The sequence below is a fragment of the Colwellia sp. PAMC 21821 genome (assembly GCF_002077175.1).
In the GTDB taxonomy this organism is placed as follows: Bacteria; Pseudomonadota; Gammaproteobacteria; order Enterobacterales; family Alteromonadaceae; genus Cognaticolwellia.
The window spans coordinates 2,516,802-2,532,146 of record NZ_CP014943.1; the positions used below are offsets into that span (position 1 = coordinate 2,516,802).

A 15,345-nucleotide genomic window follows, 5' to 3' on the forward strand; every position below is an offset into this window, starting at 1 on the left:
TTGCTTTTTTACTATCCGTGAAATAAATGCCGGATTATTATTGTTATTATTATGCCGATATCGAACGGGTAGGTCGTTGTACTAAGTTACCAGAACAGTTGGGAGATACAAAGCGGTAAATATTATCGCTGCACTGCAAGCAAAAAGTACATTCAAAACTACCAATGAAAGCATCGTGTGAGTGCGCTGGCAAATCTTTATCACCGCACTCACCAATAGATTTCAATATTAACCGTTGAGTTGCATTTCGCTTCTCAACGATGTGTAGTTAATATTATGATATTGAACTAAGGCGTTTTACGCGTTTTTTAACTCTTCCAATAAGTCGTGAATTTCCGCTTTTAATTCTTTATCAGCAATTTTATTACAACTGATTTTAGCTTGTTCTAAATACTCAATTGCGCCAGGTTTATCATCTAATTCAACTTTTAACGCCGCGATTGAAAAACCAATAGAAGAGCGGAAATCTTTATCGTTAATTGTTTCAGCCTTAACTAAAGCTTGCTGATAAATAGTAATGGCTAGGGGTAAGTCATCGGTAAAGTCAGCCAGTGTTTCCCATTGAACTGGGTGGTCTTTATCGGTATTTTCATTTTCCTCACAAAGTTGTTTTAACTCAGTGTAAAAACCATCGAATTTGGCTTGGTTTTGCTCTTCAGCAGCCGCCATTAAGTGATCAGTGAGGAAAAGCACTCGTTTGTATATTTTGGTGTTCATGCTGCGGCCTTTTTCAGTATCTTTCAATTTTTGTAAACCAATAAGTGAGATTATAGTGCTTTATAGCGTCTAATCCTAAACTTGTTTAGCCAGCGGCAGGGCACTTCGGGTAGCTTAATTGTTGAAAATTAAAATACGTTAGTGTCGCCATTCGGCTTTGACTTGTTAGCTTTAGAATAGCTCTGTGCGTTAACCTATGAACTTAACTTATCTTTAGTTCATAGTGCTTAGCGCATAGAAATTAATAGTGCGGTGGTGGTGGCTCTATCTCATCTTTGCCTTCGTGATCTGGAGTGTTGTCTTTAATTCTATTCGCGATTAAGGCGACTTGAAGCTTTAGCTCTGCAAGCTGACTTTGATGTACGGTTATTTCATTGTTTAACTGATCGATGAGATCATCTTGAAATGCGTTGCGTGTTTCAAGCGTTTCAATTGCTTTAGTTAATTCGTTAACTGATTTCACTGTTTATTTACCTGCCATAATTCGGCGTATCCTGAAGAGCTTTCAGTGATTACTTGGTTATTATCCCTAAAAGCGACACTATAAACAACTGCTCCAGCAGGTCTAATATCATCGCGTGGCAAAACTCGCCAGCTAGTTAAACGCTCACCCGTAGCAATATCCCATATACTTACCTTACGTGAAGGTGCGCCCGTTAATAGCTTAGTGCCATCAGGAGAAAACTGCACAGCACTAAAAACTTCTTGGCGATTAAAATATTTTAACTTAGAAATTAACTTACCGGTTTTTAAATCCCAAATATTTGCCGCCTTTTTACTGTCGGCGGTAAAGGCGTAACGGCCTTTGGCGTCAAGTGCCACCATAGTTACGCGGCTAGGGTGGTTAAAACGATAAATTACTTGTCCTGATACGGTATCCCATACATAAGCAACAAAATCATTAGAGCCAGAAAGTGCAATTCGGCCATTAGGTAACATATCAACAGCATTAATTTTTTCTTGGTGGCCCAAAAACTCTAAACGTCGACCGTTGGCAATCGTAATGTGCACGACTTTACCGTTACTTTGCCCAATCAGCAGGTAGTCACCATTATTTGACACGGCAACATCGCGAATAGTCGACTCTGTTATTGACCAAAAACCTTCTGACAGGCCATTTTCTATATTCCATAATGAAAAGTCATGGCGATTGGCGGTTATTGCATGGCTATTATTATCGGCAATATCGGCTACCAAGACTAAGTTATCTGCGCTATTTTGCTGTTGCGACCAGTTATATTTCAGGGCGTTATTGTCTAAGTCCCACAAACTAATGCCGTGATGAATAGATGAAACGACACTAAATTTAGCGTCATTAGATATATTTGCAGCGTAAGCTCCCTCTACCGCATGCTGCCATCTTTGCGCTGGCTCTTGGCCTACCGGCTGACAAGCTGCTAGCAAAGCTAATAAAAACAGTAGTTTGGCTTTAATAAGTGTTTGGTTACAGTTTAACAAAATATTAATACTTTTTTCTTAGGGCATTTATCGTTAGTATAAGCCGCATTGTTTAACAATTCACACATATTTAAATGACTTAGCGGGGATTTCTGGCTAAGTAGTAAACGGAGATGTACATGAAATTTTTTAAACCGACGTTAGTCGCTATTGCTTTATTATCAGTTATGGGTTGTCAAGAACCAGTTAAGCAAGAAGAACAAGCTGCTGCGCTTGATACAGAAATACAAAAACAAGCCTACGGTTTAGGTGCTTCAATTGGTATGTACATGGAGCGTAATTTAGAAGAGCACGATAAATTGGGCTTAACGTTAGATAAGTCACTTATTATCCGTGGCTTTACCGATAGCATGGACGGCAAGTCTCAAATAGAGCAAGAAGACATTCAAGCGTTGTTGATGAACTTAGATCAAGCAATGAAAGCAAAGCAAAAAGAGCAAGCAGCTGTTAGCTCAGAAGCAAGCTTAGCTGAAGGTCAGGCATTCTTAGCAGAAAATGCTAAAAAAGAAGGCGTTAAAGTTACTGAATCTGGTATTCAATACGAAGTTATAACAGCAACTGACGGCGAAAAGCCTGTTGCTACTGACACAGTAAAAGTTCACTACGTAGGTACTTTCCTTAATGGCGAAACTTTTGATAGTTCTGTAGAGCGTGGCGAACCAGCAGTGTTCCCACTTAACCGTGTTATTTCAGGTTGGACTGAAGGCGTGCAGTTAATGTCAGTGGGTTCTAAATTCAAATTTACAATACCTTCAGACCTAGCTTACGGACCAAATGGCAACCCGCCACGCATCCCGGGTCACTCAGTATTACAATTTGATATTGAATTATTAGAAATTCAAAAGCCAGAAGCAGCAGCACAAGTTGGCGATCAGTAGATAAAAGCTTTTACTGCTTTTTAAATATAAAAACCAACCGTTTAGGTTGGTTTTTTTATCTGCGCGATTTAACTATATTTTTTATCAATACCACACTCTTGCGCTTAACCGGCAATATCCTTAATAAATATTAAGCGTCTACAACAATAACTTCACCGTTAATAAAACCATCTACTGAGCGTTCAAAAGCTTTACCCACTAATGTACTCGGTACAGGTTGGAAACCAGGCATCATCTCACCGTATACATCCCATGCTTCAGTTAACACCGTTGGGTTAACTACATTAATACGCGTGTTTCTTGGCATTTCTAACGATACTATTTTAACAAAAGTATCAATAGCGCCACTGGTTGTTGCATCTGCAATGGCAAATGGAATTGGTTTTTTATTTAAAATACCGCTAACTAAAGTAAACGACCCACTATCAGCAATATACTCTTGGCCAATTCTAACTAAGTTAATTTGCCCCATCATTTTACTCATTACAGTTGTCATCCACTGTGCTTCAGTCATCTCACTAAAAGTAGCGTACTCACAAAAACCAACGGTATTAACTACAGCATCGAATTTGCCAACCGTTTCATACAAAGCTCGAATAGACCGCTCATCAGTAATATCAACAATATGGTCAACATGGCCAGAACGGCCCGCTGTAATCACTTTGTGCTTACCTAAACCTGTTAACGCCGCTTGACCCATTTTTCCTAACGCACCGATTAAAATAACTGTTTTCATTTGATTCTCACTGTTAATTACTATCAATTTGGTTGAATTGATTTGATGGATAGATAATAAAGATATCTACAAACAATTAGAAACAATGAGTTTTTGTTAGTGATACAAGAGATTATGGTTATGTGTTAATTTATCAAAAGATAAAGTTAATAATGGCAAATACATATGAGTAAGTTAGACAGGTTAGATCTTAAGCAACTAAGGGTGTTCCAAGCCTTAATACAAGAAAAAAATGCATCAAAAGCGGCTAATCAACTAGGCCTTACCCAACAAGCGGTAAGCGAGCACTTAAAAAAATTGCGCGATGTTTTCGACGATAGACTGTTTCTGAGAAAAACCAATGGCTTTGTGCCAACGCCATTTGCTGAAAACTTAGCTATTGGTGTCGACAAACTACTACTTGAGTTTAGTGCGCTGCTATCCCCAACAGTGTTTAACCCTGAAACAATCGAGGGCACTTTTGTTATTGCTGCGACCGATTATGCTCAACAGGTAGTATTACCGGGGTTAATATCTCAATTAAGAAAGAAATCGCCTAAGTTAAAGATCATTGTTCGTGACTTTGAATTAGATAAAGTGAATGAGCTAATGGAGAGTGGCAAAGTTAATTTAGCCATAGCATTTCCTGACTATATTCCTGACAGCTACCCCATTATAAAGCTTTTTGAAGAACATCACGTATGCGTTACCTCACCAAAGGCATCAATAGCGAATAAAACGCCAACCCTTGCTGAAATTGCAAGTTACCCCAGTATTATTGCATCTCCTTCACGACCAAACTTTAAAGGCTCGATTGACGATTGGTTCAAAAAGTTCGGTTTAAAACGAAATGTTGTTGTATCTGCACCATGTTTCTCAATTGTACCCATGTATTTAGAAACCACAGACTCAATCGCTTTTTTACCATCACGAGCCATAACAAGCTTAGATCTAATCGAAATTGCGCTTGAAGAATCACCTGACAGTTTTGATGTTATCGCCGCTTGGCATCCTCGTTATAATGAAGATGCGTTGCAAAAGTGGGTGGTATCATTGTTAAAGGCTGAGTGAGTAATAGCGTATAACGACAGTTAATTGCACCTGTATTTAAAAAGAGGGGTTTGAAGCTTTAGGTAATAAGTAAATTATTGCTCGCACATTGCTTACATTTCAACGAACCTGACCCCGCAGGTGTGACCCCGCAGGTGTTAATGACGCCGTTTTAACGACGTTAAGTGTTACTGTCGGCGGCATTTTTCAATATATTTTGTAATTTTTACACAGCGTACATGAACTATTTTTTAGCAATAATCCATACGGCATGAATAATGCCGGGCAAAAATCCAAGTAAGGTTAGGATAATATTTATCCAGAAATGCTTACCAAAACCAACTTGTAGAAATACGCCTAAAGGCGGCAGAATTACTGCAAAAATTAAACGAATAATATCCATAATAAACTCCGATGTGTATGTTGTTTCATTAATTAATAACTCATTATGTTGAGCTATCTGACTTATTGTTTTAAGGATAATGGTTTGTCATCCTACAAACACTAACAGTGAATATTGCAATAATTATTCCTAGTCGGCTTCTACGGCCTCTTTTTGTTGATTATTCTGGCTTAACCACCATTCTTCCATAATACGTACATTTTTCAGGTTAGATTTATAAAACAAGTCGGCTACATCGCCAACAAAAGGAATAACGCCTAACAGAAAATCAATCGCAATATTTTTTAACATGGTCATTCTAAGGGCTAATGGCACTTGTATTTGCTTAGCCATGTCAACAATGGTGAGCGATACACCCACCATAATAAAGTCTCCCACAACAGGGATAAGGCCCACCAAAAAATCTAATCCTAAGGGAATACCTACTATAGGAATGCGAATTTTAGAGTCGGCCATATTAGCTAACTTCTGGGCTTTTAAAAGGGCTTTAGGTGCTTGTGCGAACTCGTTCATTTATTTCCTTCATCGTTTACAACTTTATTGATTATCGCCAACGAATTGATGTTTCCTACCATTCAGCGATCATGGTTAATATTCGGCTAAGCTTGGAGTTAAGGTTGAAGTTAAGGTTAGAGCTAAGATTAGGATTAGTTGGGGATATTAGCCAATAAATATTTCTCAGTTTTGACGCTATAACTCACCCTACAACATCAATACCTACGTCAACAGGTAACATTAAAGCATCTTTACCAAGAGAGTAATATTATTAGATTGTGATTGCTAATTTGCGGCTCAGCAAGCACTAGTCGCCAGTAATTATATTTGAAATCAATAGTCTTCAAGCATTATTTATTTGCAAGCTGAGAAGTAGCGAGTAAACTGTTGTATAAAAATCACTCAAAAACAAGGATCGATTTTGAAACTACTGACTTTTATTTTACTCTTTATTTACTCTACATTGAGCTTCGCCCAAGAAAATACCCCCATTGAAGCACTTGGCCAAAATGAAGGCTATGCGATTATTGCTATTTATAGTAAAGGCTATGCCGAGAAAATTGTCCTTGAAGGGGCTGGCTTTGGTAACACACATACTTTTGGCCCCTTAGATTATGAGCAACATTTTAGTGTCGTAAAACTAAAAGCGGGGACCTATCATTGGGAAAAGGTACACAGAAAAATAGGACAGTCGCTCACGCAAACCACACGATTTGATGAATTGGATTTAAGTTTTAATGTTGAAGCGGGCAAACTTAACTACACGGGGTTGTTAATGTTTGAAACGGATAATAATCAGTCTTCCGCAAAAATATTAAATCGCACCAGTATTATTTTGTCGATCACCAAGCAAGATTTTCCGCAGTATTTAAAGCAATTTTCGGTAGTAAATGGTATCTACCCAAATGACCAATATATCGGTTTTTTCCTCAATAAATCTAAGCCTGTACAGCAAGGAGAATAAAATGAAATTTTTACTTTTTGCTCTTCTCATGGTGCAATTTAGCTGCTTTAGCCAGACGACTAGTGACATAAAAGAACAGTCTGCACGTTCAAATAACACGGCAATAAAAAACTTTTTTATGAAAAGTGACTTCTCAAATTTTAGCCTCAGCCCTTCGGGAGAGTTTGTTGCTTTTGTTAAACAATCTACTGAAAAATACAGTGTTTTTTTGGTAAATGTAAAAAGCGGCGCAGAATTTGAAATTCTACGTGCCGAGCAATTTTCAATTGAACATGTCCGGAAAGAAAACTATATACGGACAATAAAGCATAAAAATGAAATTACCAATATTACGTGGCTAGGTAGCCGTATTATTGCCGTTAGAGAAAATTCTAAAGGCAAATTTCGTCGTTTTAAAATTGTAAAGTTAGATGTTGCCCAAGATGATGTTATCGTCGATAAAGTCAATTATTTAAATCATGACGGCTATTGGATAGACCCTGTTGTTAGCAGTAACAGTCGCGCTATTTTTGCCAAATATAAAGCCAATGATGAAAATGACATTGGCTATCATGTCGATTTATACCAATTACAATTTAAAAATAAAAATTTAGATGGTCAAACACGTAATACAAAACGCTTGAATCGTGGTGGTGCAAAATTACCACATTGGTTAATTGATAAAAAAGGCCATCGCACTGCAGGTATTCGCTATGTTGAAAGAAAGCCTGAGCTATTTATTCGCAGCGGAGGTCGACCTCAATCATACCGCTGGAATCATGTTTGGACCGGCAATAAAGGGGATTATTTCCTGCCGGTTTTATACGATGAACAAACGTCATCATTGTATGTATTGACCAACCATAATAGCGACAAAAAATCACTGCAGATATTCGACTTATCAAGCCATAGCATACGAGAAACGGTTTATGCACACCCCAAGTATGACCTAGACGGTGTAATGATAGCCCATGATTCAGTTAAGGTTTTAGGCGTTCGATATATTGAAGGTGGCATAGTAAATCAGCATTATTTTGATGATAGACTGTTAACGCACAAAACGGTTTTGGCTAAGCAATCAGCTGCCGACAACATTTATTCTATAGACGCTGCGATAGACAATGATAATAGATTATTCAGTGTTTCAGGCAGTGATAATAGTGGTGAAGTTTTCGTTTACCGCGAACAGACAAATGATTATAAGTCGCTCGCGGTGCTTAAGCCTTGGCTTAAAAATGTCGCTTTACAAAAATCAAAAGTGCTGACCTTAACAACGGCTGATAAAAGTACGATTGAAGCCTTTGTTACCTTGCCAGAAGCCATTACTAACCCGCCACTACTGGTTATTCCCCATGGCGGCCCCATTGGCGTAAGTGACTCGCGGTATTACTCCCCCGAAATACAAGTGTTAGTCAACGCAGGGTTCGCCACTTTACAAGTAAACTATCGTGGCTCTGCAGGATATGGCAAAAAGTTTAAGCAAGCTGGTATGGGGCAGTGGGGACAATTAATTGAAGATGATATTGAATTAGCCCTGGCACATGTTAAAAGTAATTTTGCTATTGCTAAAGACAAAGTGTGCATTATTGGCGGCAGTTATGGCGGCTATTCAGCACTATACAGCGTTATTCGCTCACCTGACTTATATCAATGTGCCGCTTCTTTCGCAGGAGTAACTGACCTTGCTTTATTGTTTCAACGTTCAGATGTTGAAAACGATGATGATATACAAAGTCAATTAAGAGAAATTGTTGGTGACCCCAAAATAGAGCAAGAGAAGCTATTTACCTACTCACCTATATATCACGCCAGTAAACTCACCAAGCCGCTTTTTATCGCTCACGGCACCGATGATAATGTGGTGGATATTGAACACGCGTACCGATTAAGGTTTGCTCTAAAGGCCTATAAAATTAAGCATAAGTGGTCAGTATTAGACGGCTTCCGACATGGCTTTGATACCCCCGAGCAAGCCGACTATTATTACTCACAATTAATTCCCTTTTTAAATAAGTATTTAAAAGATCAAGATGTGGAGTAATGGGCTTTAGAGAAGCCGTTATTTCTGGTTTTAGAAGTACTTAACTTAAGATGAGAAAAAGCGAATTTTAATCGATTAAAATTCGCTTATTTATTTTCTGGCATTTATCCGCTACGAGACTTATACCAAATGTAATAAGTTATTGACCAATTTTAAGCGAGGATAAATTGTTCAAGAATACATGTTTATTGTTCCAGACTAAACATAAGTACCAGCATCCCTGCAGGCAAGGCGTTTGATTGATTAGGGCATGGATGCCCGTAAGTAGAACAATGCAGGAGCAATTGTCGAGTAATAGCGGGCGTGTGTGATTGAAAACAACGCAGTTATTGACGATTTAAACCGCCTTAGAATGATCGATTATTTATTTCAATTGGTATTACTAGAGTGTGATGGTATTTATCGTCGCTATTTATTTTAGGCAATAAAAAAGCCTTACCGAAGTAATATTTAAATGTTCACTAAGATGTTGTAATTATTGAGTTTAAAGTTTTTTGTTTTTGTTCGGGATTCTTTGGGGATGCCTTGGTGATAATCTTAATTCATTAAAAAATTATGCTAGCTTAGATGCACAATTATAATTTAGGGCTATTAAGCAGTTTTTAGCCCTGATTTATTAATAGGATGAAACCATGTCTTTTTAGGTTGTGTATCGCCTCCTCAATGTGATGAAGAGGTGTCCAGTAAAATGGTGAACTTCATATTCGGTTTAGAAATTTGTTAGGTTTGCTCTGTTAAATATATTGTATTGTCGATAACTCTAAAGTTAAAGGCATCGAGTAAGCGGGCTGATCTTGGAGTTACATTTAAAACTCCTTTGCAACTCACTAAATGTGAACATTCGTGAGCATGTACAGCTTGCCAGTAATTATCAAGAGGTAACTGAATTACAACGTTTTTATCTACTCCTCTTACTAGTGATTTTACAGTTATTTCGCCATACTCATCATCAGGTAAGTGTTTCATTTTACTCACAAGCCCATAAGCTTCATATTCCTTAATCGTATACTTTCCCTTGTAGTACGAAGAAGCAATCTCTAAGAACTGGACTTTTGATGGCTTGAAAGAAAACTGCTTCGGTAACTCTTGATGATCACTTTCAGATCCAGCTAGAGTAATAATTATATTGAATGACCTAGTTTTATTTGAACCACTTAAACCACATAATGCATCACATAAATTCGCACTAACCCCCTTATCAATAACTTCTTCGAAATCATATACATTAGAAGATTTCTCATATTGTTCAATCGAGTTAGAAAGCGCTTGAAGACTTCTAGATAAATTATTAGTTACAGATCTAGTAATGGATACATTATCTTCATCAACTTGGCTACTATCATAAAATTGAATTGGGGCAATAAGGTTAACGATAAAGCTTCCAACTTCTGTTTGCCCAAGCCTCAATTGATTTAGATAGTCTTGAACGTCTTTGCTACGTTGACCAGAAAAATGTCTTTTTTTCTTAAATGTTGATAATGTTGAAGCTAATAATAAATCTCTAGCTTTTTCTACTAGTAATACACCATCATCTATCGGAATTGAACCCCCTTCTACATCATCATGTACAACACGTACCTTAACTAAATCGGAGTAAAAATTTGTAATATCAACTGCAATATCTTGTAAAGATCTTTTCTCATATTCAGCTAAAGCTTTTAATGCATCATAAACCCTTTGTTGATATGCTTTAATATCAACAGATAAAGGCTGTATTACCTCAAAGTCATAAGATTCAGGCTCTTCTCTGTGCCAAATTAATGCATGCTCAAAAATGTTCCCATCTCTTATCCATCCTTTAGACTCAAGATAATCAGATAGTCCATTTGGACTTATTTCTATTATAAATTTATTATCAATTATAGAACTCATGCTGCGACCCCTCTAATACTTGCCAACTCCATGAGTTCAATTAAACTTTCTGCAGTCAATAAGTTAACCTTGGGTATGTGTAATGTTACAGTTGTATCATTGCAACTATCTGGCAATTCTGACAGTGACATCCAATAACAGCAGTGTTTTAGTTTTGTATGATCTTTTTCGTGGGATAGCCAACCATCCGTTTCTGTTGGTACAGCCAAAACAAATAAATACCTAGGACATAATAAGTCATCACCACGTAAATCATTATAGTTTTTAATCGATAATTGATATGTAAAGTAGTCATCACAACCATTATTTTTTGCAGTGCATTTAAGCTGAATTTCTAATTGTGGATTTCGAATACCAGCACTAAAACCACGACCTTTTAAAATCAAGTCAACGCTATCATCATCAACATCAGGTATTGAGGACCTGAAACCTACTTGTGCGGCTAGAGCTCCAACGAAGGCTCGGCTAAATAACTCTTTTCTTTGATTAGTATCCATAGCTCATCTGATATATGTGAAAAACCTAAACGCCTCATTCAGAGGCTCAATATTGTTAACTAAAATTAGCGAGGCATGCGCAATAGCCAGCTGTATCTAGTCCTGCTTAATTGATTTGCTATGTTTTTTTTCTTCTTTATCTAAATTATCAATACGCTCAGGGTTACTGTCGCTCCAATTATCTGCAAAGCCTTTACTTAAACTTCCGATTGCTTGATCAATAAACTTAGCAATCTTTATATTAACTTTAGTTTCATTATTTTCACCGTCTGTATGACTTTCATAATCCCAGAATTTTGCGCTGATTTTTGTAGTTATAGCTTCACCTGCCATTGTTTTAACATTTATTTCTAAAGGCACAGAACCTAATAATACAATTAAAGGAACTGCCGTGGCTGTTGATTTATACCACGGAGGGTCAATTAACAACGCATTATCTTCTAAATAAGATAATGCAATATCGTATTCTTTGTTTGCGAGTTCATAGCTAATCGAGGCTTTTGAACGATTGGGATTTTTTATTGAAATTATGTGGTTTTCATCAATGATTGGAAAACCTATTTCTTCAAGGTTTTCAATTAGCTTCTTGACGGGTTGATCATACCTTATATAACCACCCCTTGTTTTAATGTGTTCCACTAAGTCTCGACTGTACTTTGATATTACGTCTAATGCTTTTTGTTCAATGGATTCATCTTCTAGCTTTGCAATACCATTTGCTAAAACAATCATTAGAGTTAATGTCGAGTTAGAGGATAAAACAACAGGAGAGTCTTTTTTTTCTATAAATGTACTATTTGCAAGCCATAAAACAGCTAACTCTGCGGGACTTAATTGCTTGATTTTGTTCATTTGATCATCCATGAACGATTAAACTCCGATTGAAATATAGCAGACTGTTATGAATGATTTTCAATAATACTCGACTCATAACCCTTAATTAATTGTAGTTAATATCCCACAATTTCAGAGCTTTAGAAACTAAAATATAATATTTTTGTTAAAGTTTAAGGGGTACTTAGAAGTATCAGTAAAATCCAGTAGTCCCACCACCATTATTACTAATAATATTAATATACTTTGTTGGATACTGTTATTCATTTTGATTTCTGAAACCGCCCAGTATTATGACATGATTAAATTATTAGAAAAAATGAATGTAATTATTATCAATGTCTAGGCTCGTAACTTGTTAATATAGATAGTTAGTACAGTTATTTACAGAACTCCAAGTTAGAACAAACTACGTTCGTTCTTTCTAAACGCCAACTGAAAAATCTAGTGACAATCATTTGACCTTGAAAATAAACACCCTTAATACTTTGTATTATATTTCCGTCATAAAACCCAAGTTTACACTCGCCAGTTTCGCTATCGAAAGATGTATCATAGGCTAGCTTAATTGGTTGATCTTTACGTTTACAAAACACGCCACCCATGGCAGTAATATAATCATCCCATTTACTTTCATCAGCGGCTATTCGCGCTTTTTCTAATACTAAATCTATACCAAGTGATTTTCTTAATCGTCTTAATTCACGCCACACCGTCACAGAAGCGCCACCAATTTGCTGAAACTGACGAATGCACCATGTAGAAGCCCAAGCATCAACACGTTGCGCTGCAGTGATAGGGTCTTCACCATAAACGCCTTTATCAAGGCATTTACCATCTATATTCTTTGAAACGTATTTCGCAACATAGCCGGTAGCTGAACCTTTCTTTGGGTCAATTAATTTAAAGTCGCAACGATTTTCAAGTGCTCCTCTTTCATCACCATCTTCTTGCAGCGCGTAATGGCTTATAACGCCTTTTACGCGTTCTACTTGCTTGGATTCAACAAAAAGAATTAAATGCCAGTGGGGAGTGCCATCATGCTGCGGTTCAGCAATTCTGAATCCGTAGGGTTTAATATTTTCTCGATTCCATTGGGCGCGAACCTTTGCCCATACATCGCATAAATATTGGTTAGCTTGATAAGGCGTGAAGTCTTGATATTTAGGATTAGGTTTGCCTGATTTTGCAAACACAGCATGATACTTAGAAGGGCAGGTAATGGTAATAAAAATACCTACGTGATCGTGCGATTTTGATAAATCTTCAAAACCACGTAAACGTAACATTAATTCAGCTTTTCTTATTTCTGGGTTTGATACGTTTAAATCTGATAATTCCTTTAGTGTAAATTGCTGTCCAACGTCATTCATTACTGATATTGAGCTAAGTAATTCATCGTTACGTGCTCTTTGCTGTTTTCGATTGTTAACGGTTAAGTCACTGGCATATATTTGAGCATGTTTACTGACTAAGCCTAACTTAATGGCCGCTTGTTCGTAGGCTTGCTTGAACACTTTTCTAAGGCTGGGAATCCACCATCGTTTATCACACATGCGTTTTATAGCGCCTAATTCTGTTACGCCTTTTTTCGTAAGTGATATTTTTTTAAGTCCAAACGATTCAACATATTCTGTTAACAGTGGGTAGATATCGCTTGTGTTCGTTACGGAAATTTCCGTTAACGGAATATTGGATTCCGTTACGTTAACGGAATTTGAATCTTCATTCGATTCTGTTAACGATTTACTTCGTCCCTTAACATTATGATGAAGTGCTATTCTTCTACAGCGTTCGGCACAGGCAATCGCAATATATCGAATTTCGTCTTCGTTAACGGTTAATGTCAATCGAAGCTTTTCAGGTAAGTAACTAACTAAGCTTTCTGTCATGGTACGAATATAAGTATTTTTTTCGTAACGAGTTTTTAGCTTATTTGCCTTATCTAACACATGCTTTTTTAATACGTCAGGTAATTTGTTCAAACAATTAAAGGTAAACTCTACATCTCGTCTATCAGCGGGGCAGGTGTGCCATTCAGTTGAAAGGAATTTATCGTCTTGATAAATAGCTGCGATTTTATTTAGTTGAGTTTCAATGTGTTTATTCTGCATCGAAACACTCCTTAAAAGTTTTTATACCAAATTCATTGATTGAGAAACGCTTATATTCAATCGCCAAAATCGTAATTGTTTTACCAGAAATAAGCCCTTTAGCTTTTAAGTCTCTCAAATCACCTTTTTTGATTGAAAGCTCTTCGTTACGGTTGGTAATGATTTGGCCAAATGTATTACCAAGCTCAATACAAACATCAGCATTTAAACCGTTATAAAACCAACGCAAATAATTAAGGTTATTAGATGTGTAGTTAGGCATAACGGCTATCCGTTTCTAATAAATTATTTAAGCCTTGTTCGATAAAATTGTTGATGTCAGAAAGACGGTATTTAACTCTGCGGCCAATTTTTACAAATGGTAGAGGGTAACGTGCAGTGCAGCGCCAAACTGCTAATGTACCAATGGTGACACCTAAAATATCTGCTGCTTGCGTGGGGGTTAGTAAATTTTGATTCATTTGATACCTCGAATATGTATTAGTATTAATTTCGAGGTCACTATGATTTTGTTAGCTTGGTGTGTAACTGCGCGTGACAGTGAGAAATATCTTTATCACAGTGAGAAAGATATTTTTGCTTATTTATTCTTAGTTTCGGCTAATAGCCATTTATAAATGGTTTTGCTGGCTTGGTATATCCCAGTGAAGTGAAAGTTTTGAGTTTTACCATAATTAAACACTTTTTCTGTAATGTCTTCGGCAGCTTGATTAGCGTTTCTGTATGCTTTTTCGTGAAATAATTGCAAAGCATATAAACGAGTATTTTCTTTTGCTTGCCATCTTTTTGACTGACCGAGTTTAGCCGCTTTACGGGCGGTAGTGCTTTTTACTTCTTTTTGAAATGCTTGGCTTTGTATTTCACCTAAAAAACGTTCGGAATTTATAACTTCTAATAACGCCAATTCTAAAAGCTTTTTCCCTGCGTTGGTGTGACCGACTAAAAAAGCAGAAAGGGCGTATCTAATATATTCGATTAGGTTTGGTGAAATACTGTCGAGCTTTTCAATCAAACTTGAGTAATCAGGCGTTTTTACTGAGCCACTGTTACTAATATTAAACTCTACTAATGCGGCCACACTTTCATCTAATAACTTTGCCATTACCTTTTTGTTAGGTAAATCACCGCCGTTGCGTTCAATAATAGGTTTGAAAAATAATGCCGTAATGTCGACTAATTCATCAACAAACATTTTTAGATTCGAAGTTACTACGACTTGCATATTTTTTACTGAGCCAAAAGTTTTTAATAACTCTGCAGCTTTATCTTCAGCTAATAAAATTTTTGATAGCGATTGCTTTATTTCTTCAGGGGACATTTTCATTATA

18 protein-coding genes are annotated in these 15,345 nt (G+C 36.8%); 4 read left to right on the plus strand and 14 right to left on the minus strand.

Features of this window, described 5'->3' with window-relative positions; translation table 11 throughout:
• Positions 1-49 precede the first annotated feature (49 nt).
• The 4 genes from A3Q33_RS10835 to A3Q33_RS10850 form a co-directional block, all read right to left on the minus strand.
• Entirely contained in the window at positions 50-226 is a 177-nt protein-coding gene (locus tag A3Q33_RS10835; protein WP_353615498.1) for a DUF1272 domain-containing protein, read from the minus strand.
• Between the two features lie 71 nt (positions 227-297).
• A complete protein-coding gene (locus tag A3Q33_RS10840; protein ID WP_081182524.1) occupies positions 298-717 on the minus strand; it encodes a Replicative DNA helicase in 420 nt (139 codons plus the stop codon).
• 241 nt (positions 718-958) lie between these two features.
• Positions 959-1,180, minus strand: coding sequence for a SlyX family protein (locus A3Q33_RS10845; RefSeq protein ID WP_081179949.1), 222 nt, complete (start codon positions 1,178-1,180; stop codon positions 959-961).
• Positions 1,177-2,175, minus strand: coding sequence for a WD40 repeat domain-containing protein (locus tag A3Q33_RS10850; RefSeq protein ID WP_231295617.1), 999 nt, complete (start codon positions 2,173-2,175; stop codon positions 1,177-1,179). Before A3Q33_RS10850 ends, A3Q33_RS10845 begins: the two co-directional genes overlap by 4 nt.
• A gap of 119 nt (positions 2,176-2,294) precedes the next feature.
• Between A3Q33_RS10850 and bamJ the strand changes: the two genes are divergently transcribed.
• A complete protein-coding gene (gene bamJ, locus A3Q33_RS10855) occupies positions 2,295-3,053 on the plus strand; it encodes a BamJ family beta-barrel-assembly machinery protein (RefSeq protein ID WP_081179950.1) in 759 nt (252 codons plus the stop codon).
• 130 nt (positions 3,054-3,183) lie between these two features.
• Here bamJ and A3Q33_RS10860 read toward each other — a convergent pair whose 3' ends face one another.
• On the minus strand, positions 3,184-3,789 hold the full coding sequence (locus tag A3Q33_RS10860; protein WP_081179951.1) for a short chain dehydrogenase: 606 nt from the start codon (positions 3,787-3,789) through the stop codon (positions 3,184-3,186).
• A gap of 165 nt (positions 3,790-3,954) precedes the next feature.
• Between A3Q33_RS10860 and A3Q33_RS10865 the strand changes: the two genes are divergently transcribed.
• On the plus strand, positions 3,955-4,839 hold the full coding sequence (locus A3Q33_RS10865) for a LysR family transcriptional regulator (RefSeq protein ID WP_081179952.1): 885 nt from the start codon (positions 3,955-3,957) through the stop codon (positions 4,837-4,839).
• A gap of 223 nt (positions 4,840-5,062) precedes the next feature.
• Here the strand turns inward: A3Q33_RS10865 and A3Q33_RS10870 are convergent, their stop codons facing one another.
• Positions 5,063-5,221, minus strand: coding sequence for a YqaE/Pmp3 family membrane protein (locus A3Q33_RS10870; RefSeq protein ID WP_081179953.1), 159 nt, complete (start codon positions 5,219-5,221; stop codon positions 5,063-5,065).
• 129 nt (positions 5,222-5,350) lie between these two features.
• Positions 5,351-5,734, minus strand: a complete 384-nt coding sequence (locus tag A3Q33_RS10875) for a DUF4112 domain-containing protein (RefSeq protein ID WP_081179954.1) — start codon at positions 5,732-5,734, stop codon at positions 5,351-5,353.
• Between the two features lie 403 nt (positions 5,735-6,137).
• Here A3Q33_RS10875 and A3Q33_RS10880 point away from each other — a divergent pair, with 403 nt between their 5' ends.
• Positions 6,138-6,680 carry a hypothetical protein gene (locus A3Q33_RS10880; RefSeq protein WP_081179955.1) on the plus strand — a complete coding sequence of 181 codons (543 nt, stop codon included), beginning with the start codon at positions 6,138-6,140 and terminating at the stop codon, positions 6,678-6,680.
• A gap of 1 nt (position 6,681) precedes the next feature.
• Positions 6,682-8,700 carry an alpha/beta hydrolase family protein gene (locus A3Q33_RS10885; protein ID WP_196797943.1) on the plus strand — a complete coding sequence of 673 codons (2,019 nt, stop codon included), beginning with the start codon at positions 6,682-6,684 and terminating at the stop codon, positions 8,698-8,700.
• A 720-nt stretch (positions 8,701-9,420) separates the two neighbouring features.
• Here the strand turns inward: A3Q33_RS10885 and A3Q33_RS10890 are convergent.
• From A3Q33_RS10890 to A3Q33_RS10920, 7 genes are all read right to left on the minus strand, one after another.
• Positions 9,421-10,572: a hypothetical protein gene (locus tag A3Q33_RS10890; protein ID WP_081179957.1), complete on the minus strand. Its 1,152-nt coding sequence runs from the start codon at positions 10,570-10,572 to the stop codon at positions 9,421-9,423.
• Positions 10,569-11,069, minus strand: a complete 501-nt coding sequence (locus A3Q33_RS10895; RefSeq protein ID WP_081179958.1) for a DUF4365 domain-containing protein — start codon at positions 11,067-11,069, stop codon at positions 10,569-10,571. Before A3Q33_RS10895 ends, A3Q33_RS10890 begins: the two co-directional genes overlap by 4 nt.
• Positions 11,070-11,165: 96 nt before the next feature.
• The gene (locus A3Q33_RS10900; protein ID WP_081179959.1) at positions 11,166-11,933 is read right to left on the minus strand and encodes an HAD family hydrolase; all 768 of its coding nucleotides are present in this window, start codon (positions 11,931-11,933) and stop codon (positions 11,166-11,168) included.
• Positions 11,934-12,283: 350 nt separating this feature from the next.
• Positions 12,284-14,017, minus strand: coding sequence for a replication endonuclease (locus tag A3Q33_RS10905; protein ID WP_081179960.1), 1,734 nt, complete (start codon positions 14,015-14,017; stop codon positions 12,284-12,286).
• Entirely contained in the window at positions 14,007-14,279 is a 273-nt protein-coding gene (locus A3Q33_RS10910) for a hypothetical protein (RefSeq protein WP_081179961.1), read from the minus strand. The genes A3Q33_RS10905 and A3Q33_RS10910 overlap by 11 nt, the downstream gene beginning before the upstream one ends.
• On the minus strand, positions 14,272-14,478 hold the full coding sequence (locus A3Q33_RS10915; protein ID WP_081179962.1) for a helix-turn-helix domain-containing protein: 207 nt from the start codon (positions 14,476-14,478) through the stop codon (positions 14,272-14,274). The genes A3Q33_RS10910 and A3Q33_RS10915 overlap by 8 nt, the downstream gene beginning before the upstream one ends.
• A 119-nt stretch (positions 14,479-14,597) precedes the next feature.
• On the minus strand, positions 14,598-15,341 hold the full coding sequence (locus A3Q33_RS10920; protein ID WP_081179963.1) for a hypothetical protein: 744 nt from the start codon (positions 15,339-15,341) through the stop codon (positions 14,598-14,600).
• Positions 15,342-15,345 lie beyond the last annotated feature (4 nt).

Coding starts and splice junctions, on each gene's coding strand:
- A3Q33_RS10865 (WP_081179952.1), top strand. CDS start 3,955: ATGAGTAAGTTAGACAGGTTAGATCTTAAGCAACTAAGGGTGTTCCAA.
- A3Q33_RS10870 (WP_081179953.1), bottom strand. CDS start 5,221: ATGGATATTATTCGTTTAATTTTTGCAGTAATTCTGCCGCCTTTAGGC.
- A3Q33_RS10920 (WP_081179963.1), bottom strand. CDS start 15,341: ATGAAAATGTCCCCTGAAGAAATAAAGCAATCGCTATCAAAAATTTTA.
- A3Q33_RS10900 (WP_081179959.1), bottom strand. CDS start 11,933: ATGGATGATCAAATGAACAAAATCAAGCAATTAAGTCCCGCAGAGTTA.
- A3Q33_RS10890 (WP_081179957.1), bottom strand. CDS start 10,572: ATGAGTTCTATAATTGATAATAAATTTATAATAGAAATAAGTCCAAAT.
- A3Q33_RS10915 (WP_081179962.1), bottom strand. CDS start 14,478: ATGAATCAAAATTTACTAACCCCCACGCAAGCAGCAGATATTTTAGGT.
- A3Q33_RS10895 (WP_081179958.1), bottom strand. CDS start 11,069: ATGGATACTAATCAAAGAAAAGAGTTATTTAGCCGAGCCTTCGTTGGA.
- A3Q33_RS10905 (WP_081179960.1), bottom strand. CDS start 14,017: ATGCAGAATAAACACATTGAAACTCAACTAAATAAAATCGCAGCTATT.
- A3Q33_RS10875 (WP_081179954.1), bottom strand. CDS start 5,734: ATGAACGAGTTCGCACAAGCACCTAAAGCCCTTTTAAAAGCCCAGAAG.
- A3Q33_RS10860 (WP_081179951.1), bottom strand. CDS start 3,789: ATGAAAACAGTTATTTTAATCGGTGCGTTAGGAAAAATGGGTCAAGCG.
- A3Q33_RS10885 (WP_196797943.1), top strand. CDS start 6,682: ATGAAATTTTTACTTTTTGCTCTTCTCATGGTGCAATTTAGCTGCTTT.
- bamJ (WP_081179950.1), top strand. CDS start 2,295: ATGAAATTTTTTAAACCGACGTTAGTCGCTATTGCTTTATTATCAGTT.
- A3Q33_RS10840 (WP_081182524.1), bottom strand. CDS start 717: ATGAACACCAAAATATACAAACGAGTGCTTTTCCTCACTGATCACTTA.
- A3Q33_RS10910 (WP_081179961.1), bottom strand. CDS start 14,279: ATGCCTAACTACACATCTAATAACCTTAATTATTTGCGTTGGTTTTAT.